This window comes from Streptomyces sp. NPDC057900, from assembly GCF_042887885.1.
Classification (GTDB): domain Bacteria; phylum Actinomycetota; class Actinomycetes; order Streptomycetales; family Streptomycetaceae; genus Streptomyces.
In genome coordinates, this window is record NZ_JBHVOI010000018.1 from 72,982 (window position 1) to 90,106 (window position 17,125).

Here is a 17,125-nt window from a genome sequence, read left to right on the forward strand (position 1 = left end):
CGGTGAAAAGCGGTTTCCTTTCCGCGTACTCCATTTTCGATGAAAGGAAATCCGGTGGCACAGAAGGTTCAGGTCCTTCTTGTTGACGACCTCGACGGCGGCGAGGCGGACGAGACCGTCACGTTCGCGCTGGATGGCAAGACCTACGAGATCGACCTCACCACGAGCAACGCCGACAAGCTGCGCTCGCTGCTTGAGCCTTACGCCAAGGGCGGCCGTCGTACCGGTGGCCGTGCCGCTTCCGGGCGTGGCAAGGGCCGCGCGGTTCCCGGTGGCAACAAGGACACCGCCGAGATCCGTAAGTGGGCGCGCGAGAACGGCCACAACGTGAATGACCGGGGCCGTGTTCCCGCGGACATCCGTGAGGCTTACGAGAAGGCCAACGGCTGAGCAGCCGGCTCAGCACAGACCGGCCTCTTCCGGGCACGCGTCAGGCGGGCCCGGTGGCATTCCGTCGCCACGGCGTCCACGAGCCGGACGAGATCGGGAGCATCCCCACCCCTGCTCCCGAATCCGGAGAGGGTCGGGAGCACCGGTTCCCCGTTCTGCCCGTGCTGCGACCAGGGGGGTCGCAGCCAGACAGCGGCCCCAGGCGGGCCCGTCCGGCCGGGCGGCGGGGGTGCGGTGATCCGGCCGCCGGCACCGAGGGCGGTCAGCGCGAGGGAGACCGGCCCCCACTCCAGCCAGTCGAGCAGTCCGGGCAGCTCATCCGCGCTTCCGGCTGCCACCAGCAGGCTCATCCGCTCACCCATGAGCGCCACGGGCCCCGCACGGCCCACCCGACGCAGCGCCGCGTGACCGGCGGCGGCGGGGACGACGAGCGCGTCGAACCGCAGCCCGGTCAGCAGCCGCACCGGAGCGACCCCGGCGGTGGCCCAGCCGAGCCGCTGCTCGTACCACTGGGACCAACCGCCCCTCGGTTCACCTCCGGCACGGCCGTCCCGGTCGGCGGGCAGCGGAGTTCGGGGCGGCGGGACGGTGAGGGCCATGCCGGAAGAACTCCCGATCCCGGTCACGGGTTACGCAGAGTCCTTGACCGAACGCGTAGTGTGTCCGGGTTGGGGGCGTACGGGCGCATTCAGGAGTACGAAGATGTTCGCCCGTAGCGGAGGGAACCCGCGTACGCCGCATGGACTGTCTGTAATTGCGGGTAAGACATCCCTAGTGGGGAGGGGCGACACGCGGCCACCGGACGTCTCACGTTCGCCATCGGCGTACTGGCGATAGGGGTATCCGCCTGGCCTGCGGGAACATCGTCTCGCACCATCGGGTTGGAGCAGTTGTCGGCGTTCGGGGCGGGAGAACCCCCGGGAAGCAGGGCCGGGTGTCGGCAGTTGAAATGAGCGGTCCCCGCTTGCGGGACTAAGCTGCGGAAGGACAGGGAGGGGACCGACCCCTTACTGCCTGACCGCTCTGAGGAGCGATTAACGATGTTCGAGAGGTTCACCGACCGCGCGCGGCGGGTTGTCGTCCTGGCTCAGGAAGAAGCCCGGATGCTCAACCACAACTACATCGGCACCGAGCACATCCTCCTGGGCCTGATCCACGAGGGTGAGGGTGTCGCCGCTAAGGCCCTGGAGAGCCTCGGGATTTCGCTCGAGGCGGTCCGCCAGCAGGTGGAGGAGATCATCGGTCAGGGCCAGCAGGCCCCGTCCGGCCACATCCCCTTCACCCCCCGAGCCAAGAAGGTCCTGGAGCTGTCGCTCCGCGAGGCCCTTCAGCTCGGCCACAACTACATCGGCACCGAGCACATCCTGCTCGGTCTGATCCGCGAGGGCGAGGGCGTCGCAGCCCAGGTCCTCGTGAAGCTGGGCGCCGACCTGAACAGGGTCCGCCAGCAGGTCATCCAGCTGCTCTCCGGTTACTCGGGCGGCAAGGAGGCTGCCACAGCGGGCGGCCCCGCGGAGGGCACGCCCTCCACCTCCCTGGTGCTGGACCAGTTCGGCCGGAATCTCACCCAGGCCGCTCGCGAATCCAAGCTCGACCCGGTCATCGGGCGCGAGAAGGAGATCGAGCGGGTCATGCAGGTGCTGTCCCGCCGTACGAAGAACAACCCGGTCCTCATCGGCGAGCCCGGCGTCGGCAAGACGGCGGTCGTCGAGGGCCTGGCCCAGGCCATCGTCAAGGGCGAGGTGCCCGAGACCCTCAAGGACAAGCACCTCTACACCCTCGACCTCGGTGCGCTGGTCGCCGGCTCCCGCTACCGCGGTGACTTCGAGGAGCGCCTGAAGAAGGTGCTCAAGGAGATCCGCACCCGCGGCGACATCATCCTGTTCATCGACGAGCTCCACACCCTGGTGGGTGCGGGCGCCGCCGAGGGCGCGATCGACGCGGCGAGCATCCTCAAGCCCATGCTGGCGCGAGGCGAGCTCCAGACCATCGGTGCCACCACGCTCGACGAGTACCGCAAGCACCTGGAGAAGGACGCCGCTCTTGAGCGCCGCTTCCAGCCCATCCAGGTCGCGGAGCCCTCGCTGCCGCACACCATCGAGATCCTCAAGGGTCTGCGCGACCGCTACGAGGCCCACCACCGCGTGTCCATCACGGACGAGGCGCTGGTCCAGGCCGCGACGCTGGCCGACCGGTACATCTCGGACCGCTTCCTGCCGGACAAGGCGATCGACCTGATCGACGAGGCCGGTTCCCGGATGCGCATCCGCCGGATGACCGCGCCGCCGGACCTCCGCGAGTTCGACGAGAAGATCGCGGGCGTCCGCCGGGACAAGGAGTCGGCCATCGACTCCCAGGACTTCGAGAAGGCAGCCTCTCTCCGCGACAAGGAGAAGCAGCTGCTCTCCGCGAAGACCAAGCGCGAGAAGGAGTGGAAGGCCGGCGACATGGACGTCGTGGCCGAGGTCGACGGCGAGCTCATCGCCGAGGTCCTCGCCACCGCCACCGGCATCCCGGTCTTCAAGCTGACGGAGGAGGAGTCCTCCCGTCTGCTGCGCATGGAGGACGAGCTGCACAAGCGCGTCATCGGCCAGAAGGACGCCATCAAGGCCCTCTCGCAGGCGATCCGCCGTACGCGAGCAGGCCTGAAGGACCCGAAGCGCCCCGGTGGCTCGTTCATCTTCGCCGGCCCGTCCGGTGTCGGTAAGACCGAGCTCTCCAAGACGCTCGCCGAATTCCTCTTCGGTGACGAGGACGCGCTGATCGCCCTCGACATGTCGGAGTTCAGCGAGAAGCACACGGTTTCCCGGCTCTTCGGTTCTCCCCCCGGATACGTGGGATACGAGGAGGGCGGTCAGCTCACCGAGAAGGTGCGCCGCAAGCCGTTCTCCGTCGTCCTCTTCGACGAGGTCGAGAAGGCCCACCCCGATATCTTCAATTCCCTGCTCCAGATCCTGGAGGACGGTCGCCTGACCGACTCCCAGGGCCGGGTCGTGGACTTCAAGAACACGGTCATCATCATGACGACCAACCTCGGGACCCGGGACATCTCCAAGGGCTTCAACCTGGGCTTCGCCGCCCAGGGTGACGTGAAGACGAACTACGACCGGATGAAGAACAAGGTCAACGAAGAGCTCAAGCAGCACTTCCGGCCCGAGTTCCTCAACCGTGTCGACGACACGGTCGTCTTCCACCAGCTCACCGAGGAAGACATCATCCAGATCGTCGACCTCATGCTCGCCAAGGTGGACGAGCGGCTGAAGGACCGCGACATGGGCATCGAGCTCAGCGCGGACGCGAAGTCGCTCCTGGCGAAGAAGGGCTACGACCCCGTGATGGGCGCCCGGCCGCTGCGCCGGACGATCCAGCGCTCGATCGAGGACATCCTCTCCGAGAAGATCCTCTTCGGTGAGCTGCGCCCCGGTCACATCGTGGTCGTCGGCACCGAGGGCGAGGGTGACGACAAGACGTTCACCTTCCGCGGCGAGGAGAAGTCGGCTCTGCCCGACGTCCCCCCGATCGAGCAGGCGGCAGGCGGCGCCGGCCCGAACATGACGAAGGAAGCGTGACAGGCGCCTAGCGCGCCCGAGCGTCAGAAGGGGCGGCCCCCGACCGGTTTCGACCGGCCGGGGGCCGCCCCTTCGTCATGCGCTCAGCGGCTTACCTGTAGCCCCTTGCCGCCGGACACCTTGACGAAGCCTGTGGCATGGACCTTGAGGCCCGGCAAGGCTTGCAGTGGGGTCAGGTCGATGGAGGTGCCGCTGCGTGGCTGGGGGCGGAGCCGGAGCCTGGTCAGCGCGGGAAAGACCCGGGGAAGAGAGCCCAGGTCGTTCAGCTGTCCGGAGAGTTCGAGCGTGAGGTCGGTGACCGTGGGGACCACGGCGGCGCCCAGGAACTCCGATGCGAACGCCCGCACCGTCAGGTTCGTCACCTGCGGGGACTCCCGGAGCGCGAGGCACAGGGGAGGAACCGCCGTGGCGGATGTCAGGGCAAGGCCATCCAGCCGGTCCCAGCCGTGCAGCGTGTCGATCGACACCGGGTTGTGGCCGTCGAGTATCAGCATCGTCACCCGTGGGTGCGCGGGCACCTCGCTCATGTTCCGGGCCGACACGTCCTCCAGGTGCAGGGAGAACAGCTCGATGCCGGTGGTGGCGCGCAGCGCGGCGGGCGGCAGGTGACTCATGTCCAGCCGAAGCGTTCGCAGGGCCTGGAGCCGGCCGAGCGGACCGAGGTCCCGCACACCCCAGGAGTCCAGCAGCGCCAGGTAGGTGAGCGTCCCGGTGCACAGCTCCAGGAAGGACAGATCGTCCAGCCGGGCGTTGTCCCTGATGCCGAGGGCTTGCCACGGCCGGTCGCGCAGCGCGGCCCGGAGCTCGGCCGAGGAGTGATCCCCTCTGATCTCCAGTTCCGTGACCGAGGGGAAGTGGCGCAGGGCCGCCAGCTGCTCCGCCGAGCCCACACTCAGCGTTCGGTGCTTCCGCCCGCCCGTAGAGAGAACCCGCTCGGCGAAGAGGTCCGCCGGATACCGGTCCCAGCGTTCCTGGAACCGTGGGATGAGCTCAGGGCGAACGAGCACCCACTCACGGGCGTAGGGAACGGCTTCCGCGCCGCCCACCTCGTTGATCAGCAGGACGATGTAGGACGCCTGCGCATCGGTGAGCGCGGCATCCGACGGGTCGGGAAGATGACGCAGTCCGGCCGGACCGAGCCGGGAGAAGAGCCGTGCCTCCCCGGCGGACCCGAACGGGAGCAGCGACGCCAGGGCCTTGGAGACCCTGGCGCGCGTCGCGTCGTCGAGCCACGTCGCGTGCTGCGCGCACAGCGCGGCCAGGACGAACAGCTCATGGACCGTGACGCTGCTCTCCTGTCTCGCCCTCGCGTCCAGAATTCCGTTGATCAGTACGGGATGCTCGCGGCGGCCGCAGTGGCCCGCCGCGAGCAGGATGACGTCCTGCCACTGCTGGGAGTCCGCCCGGCCGATCAGTTCGTGGAGGTGGCCGCCCTCGACGAACTCCTTCGCCGCGAGGAAGTCCTGGAAGGTGCGGTGGACGAACTGGTAGACGCCGTCGGCCCGCTCCTGGAGGACGCCGCTGCGGTTCAGCAGATGGGTCAGGATCTCCGGTGCCGCGCCCTGCCGCCGGATCTGCTCCATGCCCCGCAGCCCCTGCTCCAGCTGGTGCAGCGCCTGCTCGCGGTCCAGCTCCGTCTGACCGCCCCGCACCAGCCAGATCGCGATGCGCTGGAGGAGCTGGGCCTGCTCGTCCACGTTCATCGTGATGCCCTCGGGGGCGTCGATCCTGCGCCGTCTGTCGCGGTTGCCGAGCAGCATGGCGAGCGCCGAGTCGTACAGGCTCCAGCGGGTCTCCGGCAGGAGGCCCTGGCGGCGTCGGTGCAGGGCGCAGATCACGGCGCACAGGAGCGGGGTGCGGGCCAGGTTGCTCAGGGTGGGGTTGGTGGCGAACTGGCGGGTCAGATCGCGCTCCAGCTCGCCCAGCGCCGCGTGGTCCGGGTCGTCCAGCCGGGCCGCCCGGTGCCAGGCCGCGACGAACGCCGCGATGTCCTCGTTCCGCATCGGCAGCAGCCGCAGCTCCTCGAAGTCCTCAGAGGCCAGCCAGTCCGGGGCCACCGCGTGCGGGCGCACGGTCGCCACGCAGCGGGTCGCCGGGTAGCGGCGCAGCAGCCGGGACAGCCAGTCGTACGCGGCCTCGCGCTCGTCCGGCGGGACCTCGTCCAGGCCGTCCACCAGCAGCAGCCCGCGACCCGCCTCCAGGACCCGGCCGGTCCAGCCCTCCGGTGGGTCGTCGACGGCCGTCGCGGCGGCGGCGGCCAGCTGCCCGACGGACGGGAAGGCGCCGCCCCGCGCCCGCAGGGTGCGCAGCGGGACGACGAAGGGCACCAGCCCGTTGAGCGCCGTCAGCTTCGGGCCGAGGGTCCCGGCGGAGGCGTGCGCCGCCAGCCACCAGACCAGGGTGGTCTTCCCAGCGCCCGCGTCGCCCCGCAGCAGCACCCGGGGGCGCTCGGCGAGCAGGGAGTCGACGCGCCGGGGTAAGGGGCGGGGCTCCTCGGGGGCCGTGGGGCGGCCGCGCGGCTGGGCCTCCAGGCTGAGGTAGGCGGTGTCCAGGTCCCATTCGGAGTCGTGCCGGCCGAGCTCGTCCAGTCCGAAGATCTTGGTGCGCCGGTACGCGGCGCCGAGCGCGGCCGCGTACTCCTCCTCGTAGCGCAGGTCCTTGGGGAAGTGCCCGTGGACCTGTTCCTGGTGGAGCTCGGCGCCGGTCTGCCGGTACACCAGGCGGAACGGGTCGGAGGCGAGGAGCGGACCGAGCGGTACGCATTCGACCCGGCGGCCCCCGCGTTTCGGAGGGATCTGCCGGGCGATGCCGAGCAGGACGCTGCCGGCGAAGACCGGTCCGCCGGAGAGCCCGCGCAGCGCGGGCGGCTCGCGGTCCGATCCGGCGGGCGGCGGGCCGTCGAGCTCCAGGACGAGTACGTCGCGCGGCCGGCCCGCCATGGGCAGCACGGTGGCCGTGTACTGGTCGGTCTCCAGGTGGCCGTCGGCGTAGCGCTGCGCGTCGGGGAAGCCGGTGATCTCGCAGCCGGTGAGTGCCTGACTGCTGTGCAGGACGCCGAGGCGGACCGGTTCGGCGGGGAGCAGCGGGGTCGTCGTCCGGAGGAGGGCGGCGTCGAGGCCGTGGTCGATCCAGACGACGGCCGAGTAGGTGTGTCCGGCGAGGCGCGGGTGCGCGACGGAGCAGTGGCCGCCGCCCTTGACGACGTGGGCGCAGGTCAGCACCAGCCGGTCGGTGAGCAGGACACCGCTGCCCTGGACGGAACCGGCGCCCAGGACCACGACGGTGCGGTCCGCGGGCGGCAGGGCTGTCACGGCCGGGGCCGCCCCTGGCCGAACGGGCCGGTACTGCCGTCGGCGCCGAACCGGTCGGTACTGCCCTCGCTCTCGTTGCCGATCTGCCAGGCCTCGCCGGTCGTGGCGTCACGCGGTCTCAGGGTGAAGGCGACCTTGTGGGTGTGGCCGGTGGCGCGGCCCGCGTCGGCGCCTGCCTCCACCACCCAGGCCTTCACCCGGGCGGAGCCCTTGACCTCCTTGCGGAGTTCGAGGGTGAACTCCATCTGGATGTCGCCGACCTCGAAGGCCAGCGGGCGGCCGGTGCCCCGGGTGGCGGCCTCGATGAGCTGGTTGCGGACCGACTCGACGGCGTCGGCGAGCTCGATGCCGTCGTGGCGTCCCCTGTCCGGGGCGCCGCCGCCGCTGTTTCCGCCGGTACCTGCGGTGTTGCCGGTCATGTGCCGTCCCCCCGGGAGCTGATCGGTTCTCGCCGTTCCAGCGTAGTCAGGTTGCCTGCCGAAGGTCCCGAAACGGACAGCCTTTGGTCCCACCGGCGGTGACAAGGCGCACAGCCCTTTCGAGGCCTACTAGCCGGCTTAGGAGCACGCGCCATGATCGCGGGAGGGACCTTCGGCCCCGCGCCCGACGGGACCTTGGGAGCTACGGGATGAAGTGCCCCGAAAACGGGCCCATGTCCGTTTGGGGTGGTTTGGAACTGGGCTTAAACGTCTCCGGACGAAGAGAGGCGAAGAGATTCGACGGCTCGCGAGAGGCGCGGTCCGGGACCCGCGGAAACGAATTCCCGGGGCGGCGGCTACGGCTTTTCATCGTAGATGGGGGGTTTGAGCACCGGCGGGGTGGCGGGTTACCAAGGGATGGCCAGCCCGGCAGGAGCGCCGGGTCCAGTCATCCCGGAGGTTTTCCGCTTATGTCGAAGCGCGTTACGTTCAAGCACTCCCACCGCCCGTCCGCTTCCCGTGTGCGCGGCGCCGTGGTGGCGGCCGGTCTGGGGACGTCGATGGTTCTCGGTGCGGGCGCTGCGTTCGCGGCCGGCACCACGGGCACCCCCCACGCCGCGAGCCTGGCGAGCACCACCACGGCCGACTCGGTCGCCGAGCAGGCGGCCGCGCAGGGTAAGGCGGCCAAGCACGCGGCCGAGAAGAAGGCCGACGCCGCGAAGAAGAAGGCCGCGGCGGCGAAGAAGAAGGCCGAGGCCAAGAAGAAGGCCGCCAAGAAGGCCGCGAAGAAGCTTCGCTGGGAGACCCCGGTCCACCACTACGAGCTGAGCGCGAGCTTCGGCAACGACGGCAGCCGCTGGGCGCACAAGCACTCCGGCCAGGACTTCGCCGTGCCGATCGGCACCAAGGTCGAGGCCGCGCACACCGGCACCATCGTGAAGGCCGGCCCGAACGGCGGCGGCGACGGTCCCGCGTACGGCAACGCCATTGTGATCAAGCACAGCAACGGCCGGTACTCGCAGTACGCGCACCTGTCCAAGATCGATGTGCACATCGGCCAGCACGTGAAGAAGGGGCAGAAGATCGCCCTGTCCGGCAACACCGGCAACTCCAGCGGCCCGCACCTGCACTTCGAGATCCGGAACACCGCGAACTACGGTTCCGCGATCAACCCGGTCAACTACCTGCACAAGGTGGGCATCAACGTCTGAGCACCCAGGCAGCCCAGCACCGGCCCGGACCGCTACCTCGCGGCACCCGGGTCGTGCGCCTGAGTCATCAGATCGACGGCGACCTCCAGGACGGCCTTGCGCTTCTCCTCGGGGTCGCCGTCGACGTCCATGAGGGCGAACATTCCGGCGTGCATCGTGAAGAGCGCGCTGAAGCACCGCACCTGGTCGATCATCGGCGCCTCGGGGTCCTTGATCAGGTCGACGAGCGCCAGGACCCGCCCCTTGATCGTCCTGCCGATGCTCAGGTCGCGCACGGTCGCCTGGTTCTCCTGCATGAAGCGGAAGAGCGGGGCGGACGTGGTCAGCGCGTCGCTGTAGCGGGCGAGGATCTCCTTCTTCGTCTCCAGGGTGCGCGGCTGCTCCCGGCCCCAGACGATCAGTTCCTCGACGGGCCGGTTGAGGTCCTCGAAGATGCTGACGAGGATGTCTTCCTTGGTCTTGAAGTGGTAGTAGAGGGCGGCCTTGGTGACGTCCAGCTTCTCGGAGATCTCCCGCAGCGAGGTCTTCTCGTAGCCCTGCTCGGCGAAGAGTTCCAGAGCGACGTCCTGGATGCGCTGGCGGGTGTTGCCCCGGCGCGGTTGCGTCGTGCTGCTCATGGTGCTCTCCCCATACCTCAAACTTACTTGACGCCCGGCTAGTTGCGGGGGTACTTTCCCCCAGTGTAGTCAACTAGCCGGGCGGCAAGTAAGGGCCCGGTGAGCAGGGGATCAGGGGAGTTGGGGAACATGTCGGACCTGAAGACGGCGACGGACGGGAAGGCGGCCGGCGGCAAGCCGAAACGCGCGCCGAAGGGCGAGCCGCAGCAGCGCAGCGTCCGGGTGGTGATCGTCGCCCTGCTGATCGCCATGCTGCTGGCGATGCTCGACAACCTGATCGTCGGCACCGCGATGCCGACGATCGTCGGAGACCTCGGAGGACTGGAACATCTGTCCTGGGTGGTGACCGCGTACACCCTCGCCACCGCTGCCTCTACGCCCATCTGGGGCAAGCTCGGCGACATGTACGGGCGCAAGGGCATGTTCCTCACGTCCATCGTGATCTTCCTGATCGGCTCGGTCCTCAGCGGCATGTCCCAGGACATGGGCCAGCTGATCGGCTTCCGGGCGATCCAGGGACTCGGCGCCGGCGGTCTGATGGTCGGCGTCATGGCGATCATCGGTGACCTCGTGCCGCCCCGCGAGCGCGGCAAGTACCAGGGCCTGATGGCCGGTGTCATGGCGATCGCGATGATCGGCGGACCGCTGGTCGGCGGCACCATCACCGACCACCTCGGCTGGCGCTGGGCCTTCTACATCAACATCCCGCTGGGCATCGTCGCCCTGGCCATGGTCACCGCCGTGCTGCACCTCCCCAAGCGGGAGCGCAGGAAGGCGAAGGTCGACTACCTCGGGGCCGGGCTGCTGACGATCGGCATCACCGCGATCGTGCTGGTGACCACCTGGGGCGGCTCGGAGTACGACTGGAACTCCGCCGTGATCATGGAGCTCATCGCGATCGGCGTCGCCTCGCTGGCCGGTTTCGTCTTCGTCGAGACGAAGGCCGCGGAGCCGATCATCCCGCTGCACATCTTCCGCAACCTCAACTTCACGCTGATGTCCGTGGTCGGCTTCATGGCGGGCTTCGTGATGTTCGGCGCGGTGCTGTTCCTGCCGCTGTTCCAGCAGTCCGTCCAGGGCGCGTCCGCGACCAACTCCGGACTCCTGCTGCTGCCGATGCTGCTCTCGATGATGGTCGTCTCGCTGATCGCCGGGCGCGTCACCACCAACAGCGGCCGGTACAAGATCTTCCCGATCATCGGCTCGATCCTGATGGTGGCCGGACTCTTCCTGCTCTCCACGATGGACACCGGCACCACCCGCCTCACCTCCGGCATCTACATGGCGGTGCTCGGCGCCGGCATGGGCTTCCTGATGCAGATCACGATGCTCGTCGCGCAGAACAGCGTCGAGCTGAAGGACATGGGCGTCGCCTCGTCCGCCACCACCCTGTTCCGTACGCTCGGCAGCTCCTTCGGCGTCGCGATCATGGGCGCCCTGTTCACCGGCCGGGTGCAGGACGAGATGGCCGCCCGCGGCGGCGGGGGAGCCACCGCGCACTCCGCCCAGCTGGACGCGGCGAGCCTGGCGAAGCTGCCGGTGCCGGTGCGCGAGGCGTACGAGTTCGCGGTGTCGTCCGGTACGCACATCGCCTTCCTGGTGGGCGCCTCGGTCGGAGTGATCGCCCTGGTGGCGGCGCTCTTCGTCAAGGAGGTCCCGCTGCGCGGCGCGGCCCCCGACCCGGCCGAGAGCATGGTGTAGCCGTACAGCCGTAGAGCGCCGTACGGGAAAAGGCCCCCGGTCCGCACGCGATTGCCGCGTACGGACCGGGGGCCTTCCCGTTGCCGGGCGGTGCGTCCCGCTCAGCTCCCCGAGGGGCCGTGGCCGGGGTCCTTGCCGCTGCTCGCGGCCGTCCTGCCGGCCGGCCGGGGGTCGCGCTGCTCGGCGAACTGGAGCATCGGGTAGCTCCCGGTGTCCGTCGGCGCGTGCTCGGGCAGCCACAGCACGGCGATCGCCCCGCCCACGCCGGGGGCCGCGCCCTCCGGGGCGGCGTTGCGGAAGGTCAGCCGGGCGCCGAGCACCCGCGCCTGACCGGCCGCGATCGTCAGCCCGAGACCGTGCCCGTGGCCCGCCCGGTCGGTCGATCCGGTACGGAACCGGCTCGGCCCCTCCCGCAGCAGCGCCGCCGGGAACCCCGTCCCGTGATCGCGGATCCGGACCACCCGGCCCTCGACCGTGACCTCCACCGGGGTGGAGCCGTGCTTGGCGGCGTTGCCCAGCAGATTGCCCAGGATGCGCTCCAGCCTGCGCGGATCGGTGCTGACCCAGGACTCGTGGACCACCTGGACCCGCACATCCGGGTCCAGCAGCGCGATCCGGCGGCTCACGAAGTCCCCCAGCGCGATCTCCTGGAGCTCGGCCCGCTCGGAGGCGCTGTCCAGCCGGGCCACCTCCAGCACGTCCTCGACCAGGGTGCGCATCGCCTGTGCCCGGTCCCGTACCAGCTCCGTGGGGCGGCCCGGCGGCAGCAGCTCGGCCGCCGTCAGCAGCCCCGTCACCGGGGTGCGCAGCTCGTGCGCGATGTCCGCGGTGACCCGGCGCTCCGCCTCGATCCGCTCGTTCAGCGCGTCCGTCAGCGCGTCCACCGCACCGGCCAGCTCATCGGTCTCGTCCCGCACGACACCGCCGACGGCGTCCCGGACCCGGACCTCCGTATTGCCCTGCGCGACCTTCCCGGCCGCCGTCGCCGCCTTGCGCAGCCGACGGGACAGCTGGCCGCCGATCAGCACCCCGAGCGCGCAGCCGCCGAAGACCACCGAGACCGAGCCGATGATCAGGGCCCGGTCGAGATCGCCCATGATCGTGGTGGAGCGGTCCGCGAACCGGGTGTGCAGCGAGAGCACGTCACCGTTGGCCAGCGGCACGGCCGCCCACACGTCCGGCACCCCGCCGCCGTCCTCCACATGGGTGGCGCGCCGGTTCTTCCGGGTCTCCTCGCGCAGGCTCTTCGGCATCGTCGGATCGTTGATCTTCGCGCCGAACCGGGGGTCGGCCTTCTTCGTCTTCGTCGCCTCGTAGAGCAGCTGGGCGTAGGTCAGCCGCTCCAGCTGGACCTCGCGGGCGTTCTCCAGCATCGAGACCCTGGCCGCGTTGTGCACGACCAGGCTCAGCGCCACCGCGATCAGGGCGCCGACCGCGGCGATCGCGATGCTGATCTTCCAGCGGACACTCGTCCGCAGCGACGGCCGCCTCATGCCCTGAGCTTGTAGCCGAAGCCGCGGACCGTCTCGATCCGGTCCTGGCCGATCTTCGTGCGCAGCCGCTGCACGTGGACGTCCACGACCCGGGTGTCACCGCCCCAGCCGTAGTCCCAGACCCGCTCCAGCAGCTTGTCGCGGGAGAGCACGGTGCCGGGCGCGGACGAGAACTCCAGCAGCAGCCGCATCTCGGTCGGCGTCAGCCCCACCTGCTCGCCGTTCTTGCGCACCTCCATGCCCTCGGTGTCGACCTCCAGGTCACCGAAGACCAGCACCCCGCCCTCCGGCCCGTCCTCCGTACCGGCGGCGCCGCCCTGCCCGCTGCCGGATGCATGGCCGAAGCGGCGCAGCACGGCGCGGATCCGGGCGACCAGCACCGCGCCGTCGAAGGGCTTGGTGACGTAGTCGTCGGCGCCGGCCTCCAGGCCGAGCACCACGTCGATCGAGTCGGCACGGGCGGAGAGCATGATCACGGGCACCGTCGACTCGTCCCGGATGCGGCGGCACAGGCTCACCCCGTCCAGTCCGGGCACCATCACGTCGAGCAGCGCGATGTCCGGCCGGTCGGCCCGGAACGCTTCGAGGCCCCGGAGCCCGTCGGGCATGGCGGTGACCACGAAGCCGTCCCGCTCCAGCGCCAGCTGGGTGGCCTCGCGGATGACGTCGTCGTCCTCGACGAACAGGACATGGGTCTCGGCCATCGGAAAGCTCTCAGTTCTTCGTCGGTTCCGTGGGCTCCGGGAAGTCCCCCTCCCCGGCACCGACGGCTCGGTTGAAGTCGTTGTGCACCCGGTCCGTCTCGCTGAACCGGGTGTTCGCCCAGTGGTACGTGATCACTTCCTCGCCCGAGGGATAGGCGACCGAGTCCTTCTTCCCGTAGACCTGGGTCGTCACCACCAGATCACCGCGGTCGATGGTCCCGTAGACCGCCGGCTGCTCGGTGGTGAACACGTTCTCGTACGTGCCGTCGGCGCGGGGCCGGTACACATAGGTGCCGACGCCCACCGAATCGCCGCAGGTCATCACGTTCACGACCACATCGGCGCCGGGGCCGCCGGTCAGTTTCCCGTACGAGGTGTCCACCGGGTACTCGTCACCGGTGCAGGGCTTCAGATCCGTCCGGACCCGTTCGCTCACCTTCGGGTCCGCCTTGAGCAGGGCGACGGCGTCGACCCGGGGGGTCGGCTTCGCCCTGGACGGTGTCGTGGCGGTCGGCGTGATCCGGACGACCGGCTGGGTGCCCGCCGGGCCCTCGTCGCGGGTGCCGGTGCCACCGGTGGAGCAGCTCACGGCGAACAGGCCGACGACGGCGAGCCCGGCCAGAGCCGTACTGCTCGCCGCCCATCCGGTCAGCCGCCGTCCGTGCCCGCCGCGTCCGCCGCCGGTTCTGCTATCGGTTCTGTCGCCGCTTCCCCCGTCGGTGACCGCGTCGTCGCTCGTGCCGCTCGTGCCGCCGCTCGCGCCGCCGTCGTCACCGCTGCCTGTCAGGCCGCGCACCGCTCCCGCCCCCGCTCGTCATGACGCCCGATCCCCCGCGCCGCGCTCCGGGTCCGTACCGGAGCGGTGGCCGACGCGGCACGGGCGGCCGGCCGCTGCTCCCGGTCCTCGCGGATCCGGGCCTCCCTGGCCGCCTCTTCCCTGCTCTCCAGCTCCTGGCGCAGCCGCGCCAGGGCACGGTGCAGCGTGCTCTTCACCGTACCGGCCGACATACCGAGCGCCGCGGCCGTCTCCTCCGTGCTCATCTGCTCCCAGTGTCGCAGGACGACGACGCTGCGCTGCTTGGGAGCCAGCACGCCCAGGACGTCCATCAGCAGGGCGCGGTCGGCGCGCTGCTCGGTGCCGTCCTCGATGCTGGCGTCGGGGAGCTGCTCGGTGGGGACCTCGTCCAGCCGGCGGGCCCGCCACCACTCGGTCCGGGTGTTGATCATCACGCGGCGCAGATAGGCGTCGGCGAGGGACTTGTCGGCGATGCCGTCCCAGCGGCGGTAGGTACGCGCCAGGGCGGTCTGCAGCAGGTCCTGTGCGTCCACGGGGTCGGGGACCAGCCGGCGTGCGCTGCGCAGCAGCGCCTCCTGCCGGGTACGCACGTACTCCTCGAATCCGAGCACCTCGCCCTGCGCCATAACAACCGCCTCCATCCCCGTGGATCCCCGTAGTACCGCCGCCAGCCGCTTGGTCGTCGGGCTGACGTCGGTGACGCTACGGAGCGGTTGTCACGAGGCTGTGCGGAGCAGCCATACGCCGACGCACGGCTGCCCATCGGTTGTGTAACAGCGCAGGAGGAGTGGGGCAAAGAGCCCCCGGGGGGAGGCTGCCGGCGGTCCGGGCGGGGGGAGACCCCGCCCGGCCGTCAGGTCAGCGGCAGCCGGTACTGGCCGCCGGCCAGCGGTTCCACCAGTCCGTCGGCGACCAGCCCGTCCAGGGCGCGGGCCCGCTGCACCGGCTCGTCCCACACGGCGTCCAGCGCCGACTGCGGCACCGGTGTCACCGCCTCGCGCAACACGGCGAGCAGCCGGCCGCGCACCTGCCGGTCGGTACCGGCGTACGTCTGGCCGCGGCGCGGCGGCCCCTGGTGCGCGGGCTTCCCGGCCAGCCGCCAGGCGCACTGCTCCGCGATCGGGCAGCGCGTGCAGTCCTCGTTCTTCGCGGTGCAGACGAGGGCGCCGAGCTCCATCGTCGCGGCGGCCCACCGGGCCGCCCGCTCGTCCTCTTCCGGCAGCAGCGCGCGGGCGAGCTTGCGCTCGGCGGCGGTGGTCGCGTTCGGCGGGTACTGGATGCCGGTCGCCGCCCGCGCGAAGACCCGGCGCACGTTCGTGTCGAGGACGGCGTGCCGCTGCCGGTAGGCGAACGAGGCCACGGCCGCCGCCGTGTACTCACCGATCCCGGGCAGCGCGAGCAGCTGGGCGTGCTCGCTCGGTACGTCGCCGCCGTGCCGTTCCGTTATTGCCTGGGCGGCCCCGTGCAGCCGCAGCGCTCGCCGGGGGTAGCCGAGCCGGCCCCAGGCGCGGACCGCCTCGCCGGGAGGGTCGGCCGCGAGGTCGGCGGGGCGCGGCCAGCGGGCCAGCCACTGTTCGTAGACCGGGAGGACCCGGTTGACGGGGGTCTGCTGCAGCATGAACTCGCTCACCATCACACCCCAGGCGCCCGCTTCGGGGCGGCGCCAGGGCAGATCGCGGGCGTGCTGGTCGAACCACCCGATGACGGGGGTGTGGAGGGATACGGGGGGCGTCTGTGTCGCTGTGGTGGCAGTCATCGCACGTCCGATCCTGGCACGGAAGGGCAGACGACGGACCGGTGCACGGGGGTGTCGCCCCTCATAAGAGCCCTTGGAGTGATAGTGCCACCCGTCTGTCCCCGCGCCGCCTGACCTCCGGTCCGGCAACTGGCCGCACCCTCCGGACCCGGTTGCGGCAAGTGGCCGCACGGCGGGGTCCCCGGGTTGCGGATACGCCCTCCCGGGATGATGATCCGCAAAACTTCGGATCGGGGCGGCGGGTGGGGCGGGAGTCGGGGCGGATCTCTCGTACAGTTTGCGCCGTGGGATCTTTGCGTAATCCGATCGGGCCGCTTCCCTCCACCATTTACTGGCGACGGAGGGCAGTCGCGGCGACGCTGATCGCGCTGCTCGCGTTGCTGGTCGTATGGGCCGTCACCTCCCGTGGCGGCAAGGGGGATCACGACGACTCCAGGGCCCCCGGCTCCGGTCCCACCGACGCGATCACGCCGGGGCCCTCGGGATCCGGCCCGGCGATCAGCGAACAGCCGGGCGGGCGCGACGAGTCGGGCGGTTCCGGCGGGGACGACGGCGGCGGCAGCGGAGGTTCGGGCTCCGGTTCCGCCGGCTCGGACGGCTCGGGCGGTTCCGGCGGCGGCAACGGCGGTTCGGACGGCGCCGGTTCGGGCTCCGACGGCGGTTCCGGCAGCGGTTCGGGTTCCGGCTCCACCGCCGGCAGCGGCGCGACCGCCGGACAGCGGCTCCCGGCCGGCTCCTCCGTCCCCGACTGCACCGCCGGCGCACTGCAGTTGACCCTCAAGAGCGACGTGAGTTACGCGCCCGGCGAGAAGCCGAAGTTCCGGCTGATCGCCAAGAACACCTCCGCCACCGACTGCAAGGCCGACCTCGGCCCGAAGAGCACGGTGCTCACCATCACGGAGGCCGGCGGCGACGACGACGAGGTGTGGTCCTCCAAGGACTGCCCGCGCAACGCGGCCGCCGTGCTGCTGAAGGTCCCGGCGGGCGCGACCGTCGTGCACACCGTGGAGTGGAACCGCGCCAAGAGCGTCCCGAAGTGCGCGACGCCGCCGCCCGGGAAGGCCGGACCCGGTACCTACCTGGTCGAGGCCAAGGCGCCGGGCGAGCCCGTGCAGCGCGCCTCGTTCGTCCTCGCGAAGGACTGACCGGCCGAAGGAC

The 17,125-nt window shown here is 70.7% G+C and carries 14 protein-coding genes; 5 read left to right on the forward strand and 9 right to left on the reverse strand.

Annotated elements, in window-relative coordinates:
- Nucleotides 1-54 precede the first annotated feature (54 nt).
- Nucleotides 55-390 carry an Lsr2 family protein gene (locus tag ACFVQ0_RS35245; protein ID WP_390093260.1) on the forward strand — a complete coding sequence of 112 codons (336 nt, stop codon included), beginning with the start codon at nucleotides 55-57 and terminating at the stop codon, nucleotides 388-390.
- On the opposite strand, the gene ACFVQ0_RS35250 is transcribed toward ACFVQ0_RS35245, so the two are convergent.
- The gene (locus ACFVQ0_RS35250; protein WP_390093261.1) at nucleotides 369-989 is read right to left on the reverse strand and encodes an SCO3374 family protein; all 621 of its coding nucleotides are present in this window, start codon (nucleotides 987-989) and stop codon (nucleotides 369-371) included. The genes ACFVQ0_RS35245 and ACFVQ0_RS35250 overlap by 22 nt on opposite strands.
- A 441-nt stretch (nucleotides 990-1,430) precedes the next feature.
- On the opposite strand from ACFVQ0_RS35250, the gene ACFVQ0_RS35255 reads away from it, so the two are divergent.
- A complete protein-coding gene (locus ACFVQ0_RS35255) occupies nucleotides 1,431-3,959 on the forward strand; it encodes an ATP-dependent Clp protease ATP-binding subunit (RefSeq protein ID WP_390093262.1) in 2,529 nt (842 codons plus the stop codon).
- 83 nt (nucleotides 3,960-4,042) lie between these two features.
- Here ACFVQ0_RS35255 and ACFVQ0_RS35260 read toward each other — a convergent pair whose 3' ends face one another.
- Entirely contained in the window at nucleotides 4,043-7,270 is a 3,228-nt protein-coding gene (locus ACFVQ0_RS35260) for an NACHT domain-containing protein (RefSeq protein ID WP_390093263.1), read from the reverse strand.
- Entirely contained in the window at nucleotides 7,267-7,689 is a 423-nt protein-coding gene (locus ACFVQ0_RS35265) for a trypco2 family protein (protein ID WP_390093264.1), read from the reverse strand. The genes ACFVQ0_RS35260 and ACFVQ0_RS35265 overlap by 4 nt, the downstream gene beginning before the upstream one ends.
- Before the next feature lie 470 nt (nucleotides 7,690-8,159).
- On the opposite strand from ACFVQ0_RS35265, the gene ACFVQ0_RS35270 reads away from it, so the two are divergent.
- Nucleotides 8,160-8,900, forward strand: coding sequence for a M23 family metallopeptidase (locus ACFVQ0_RS35270; RefSeq protein WP_390093265.1), 741 nt, complete (start codon nucleotides 8,160-8,162; stop codon nucleotides 8,898-8,900).
- 32 nt (nucleotides 8,901-8,932) lie between these two features.
- On the opposite strand, the gene ACFVQ0_RS35275 is transcribed toward ACFVQ0_RS35270, so the two are convergent.
- Complete coding sequence (locus tag ACFVQ0_RS35275; RefSeq protein ID WP_390093266.1) at nucleotides 8,933-9,517, reverse strand: TetR/AcrR family transcriptional regulator; 585 nt, start codon at nucleotides 9,515-9,517, stop codon at nucleotides 8,933-8,935.
- Between the two features lie 129 nt (nucleotides 9,518-9,646).
- Here ACFVQ0_RS35275 and ACFVQ0_RS35280 point away from each other — a divergent pair, with 129 nt between their 5' ends.
- The gene (locus tag ACFVQ0_RS35280; RefSeq protein ID WP_390093267.1) at nucleotides 9,647-11,218 is read left to right on the forward strand and encodes an MDR family MFS transporter; all 1,572 of its coding nucleotides are present in this window, start codon (nucleotides 9,647-9,649) and stop codon (nucleotides 11,216-11,218) included.
- A gap of 101 nt (nucleotides 11,219-11,319) precedes the next feature.
- Here the strand turns inward: ACFVQ0_RS35280 and cseC are convergent, their stop codons facing one another.
- From cseC to ACFVQ0_RS35305, 5 genes are all read right to left on the reverse strand, one after another.
- Nucleotides 11,320-12,711 (reverse strand): two-component system sensor histidine kinase CseC, encoded by a 1,392-nt coding sequence (gene cseC, locus ACFVQ0_RS35285; protein WP_390093268.1) that lies wholly within the window; start codon nucleotides 12,709-12,711, stop codon nucleotides 11,320-11,322.
- Nucleotides 12,708-13,415 carry a two-component system response regulator CseB gene (gene cseB / locus ACFVQ0_RS35290; RefSeq protein WP_390093269.1) on the reverse strand — a complete coding sequence of 236 codons (708 nt, stop codon included), beginning with the start codon at nucleotides 13,413-13,415 and terminating at the stop codon, nucleotides 12,708-12,710. The genes cseC and cseB overlap by 4 nt, the downstream gene beginning before the upstream one ends.
- A 10-nt stretch (nucleotides 13,416-13,425) precedes the next feature.
- Complete coding sequence (locus tag ACFVQ0_RS35295) at nucleotides 13,426-14,211, reverse strand: hypothetical protein (RefSeq protein WP_390093270.1); 786 nt, start codon at nucleotides 14,209-14,211, stop codon at nucleotides 13,426-13,428.
- Nucleotides 14,199-14,837, reverse strand: a complete 639-nt coding sequence (locus ACFVQ0_RS35300) for a SigE family RNA polymerase sigma factor (RefSeq protein ID WP_390093291.1) — start codon at nucleotides 14,835-14,837, stop codon at nucleotides 14,199-14,201. Before ACFVQ0_RS35300 ends, ACFVQ0_RS35295 begins: the two co-directional genes overlap by 13 nt.
- A gap of 227 nt (nucleotides 14,838-15,064) precedes the next feature.
- Nucleotides 15,065-15,967, reverse strand: coding sequence for an A/G-specific adenine glycosylase (locus tag ACFVQ0_RS35305; RefSeq protein ID WP_390093271.1), 903 nt, complete (start codon nucleotides 15,965-15,967; stop codon nucleotides 15,065-15,067).
- Between the two features lie 284 nt (nucleotides 15,968-16,251).
- Between ACFVQ0_RS35305 and ACFVQ0_RS35310 the strand changes: the two genes are divergently transcribed.
- Nucleotides 16,252-17,112 carry a hypothetical protein gene (locus ACFVQ0_RS35310; protein ID WP_390093272.1) on the forward strand — a complete coding sequence of 287 codons (861 nt, stop codon included), beginning with the start codon at nucleotides 16,252-16,254 and terminating at the stop codon, nucleotides 17,110-17,112.
- Nucleotides 17,113-17,125: the final 13 nt, after the last annotated feature.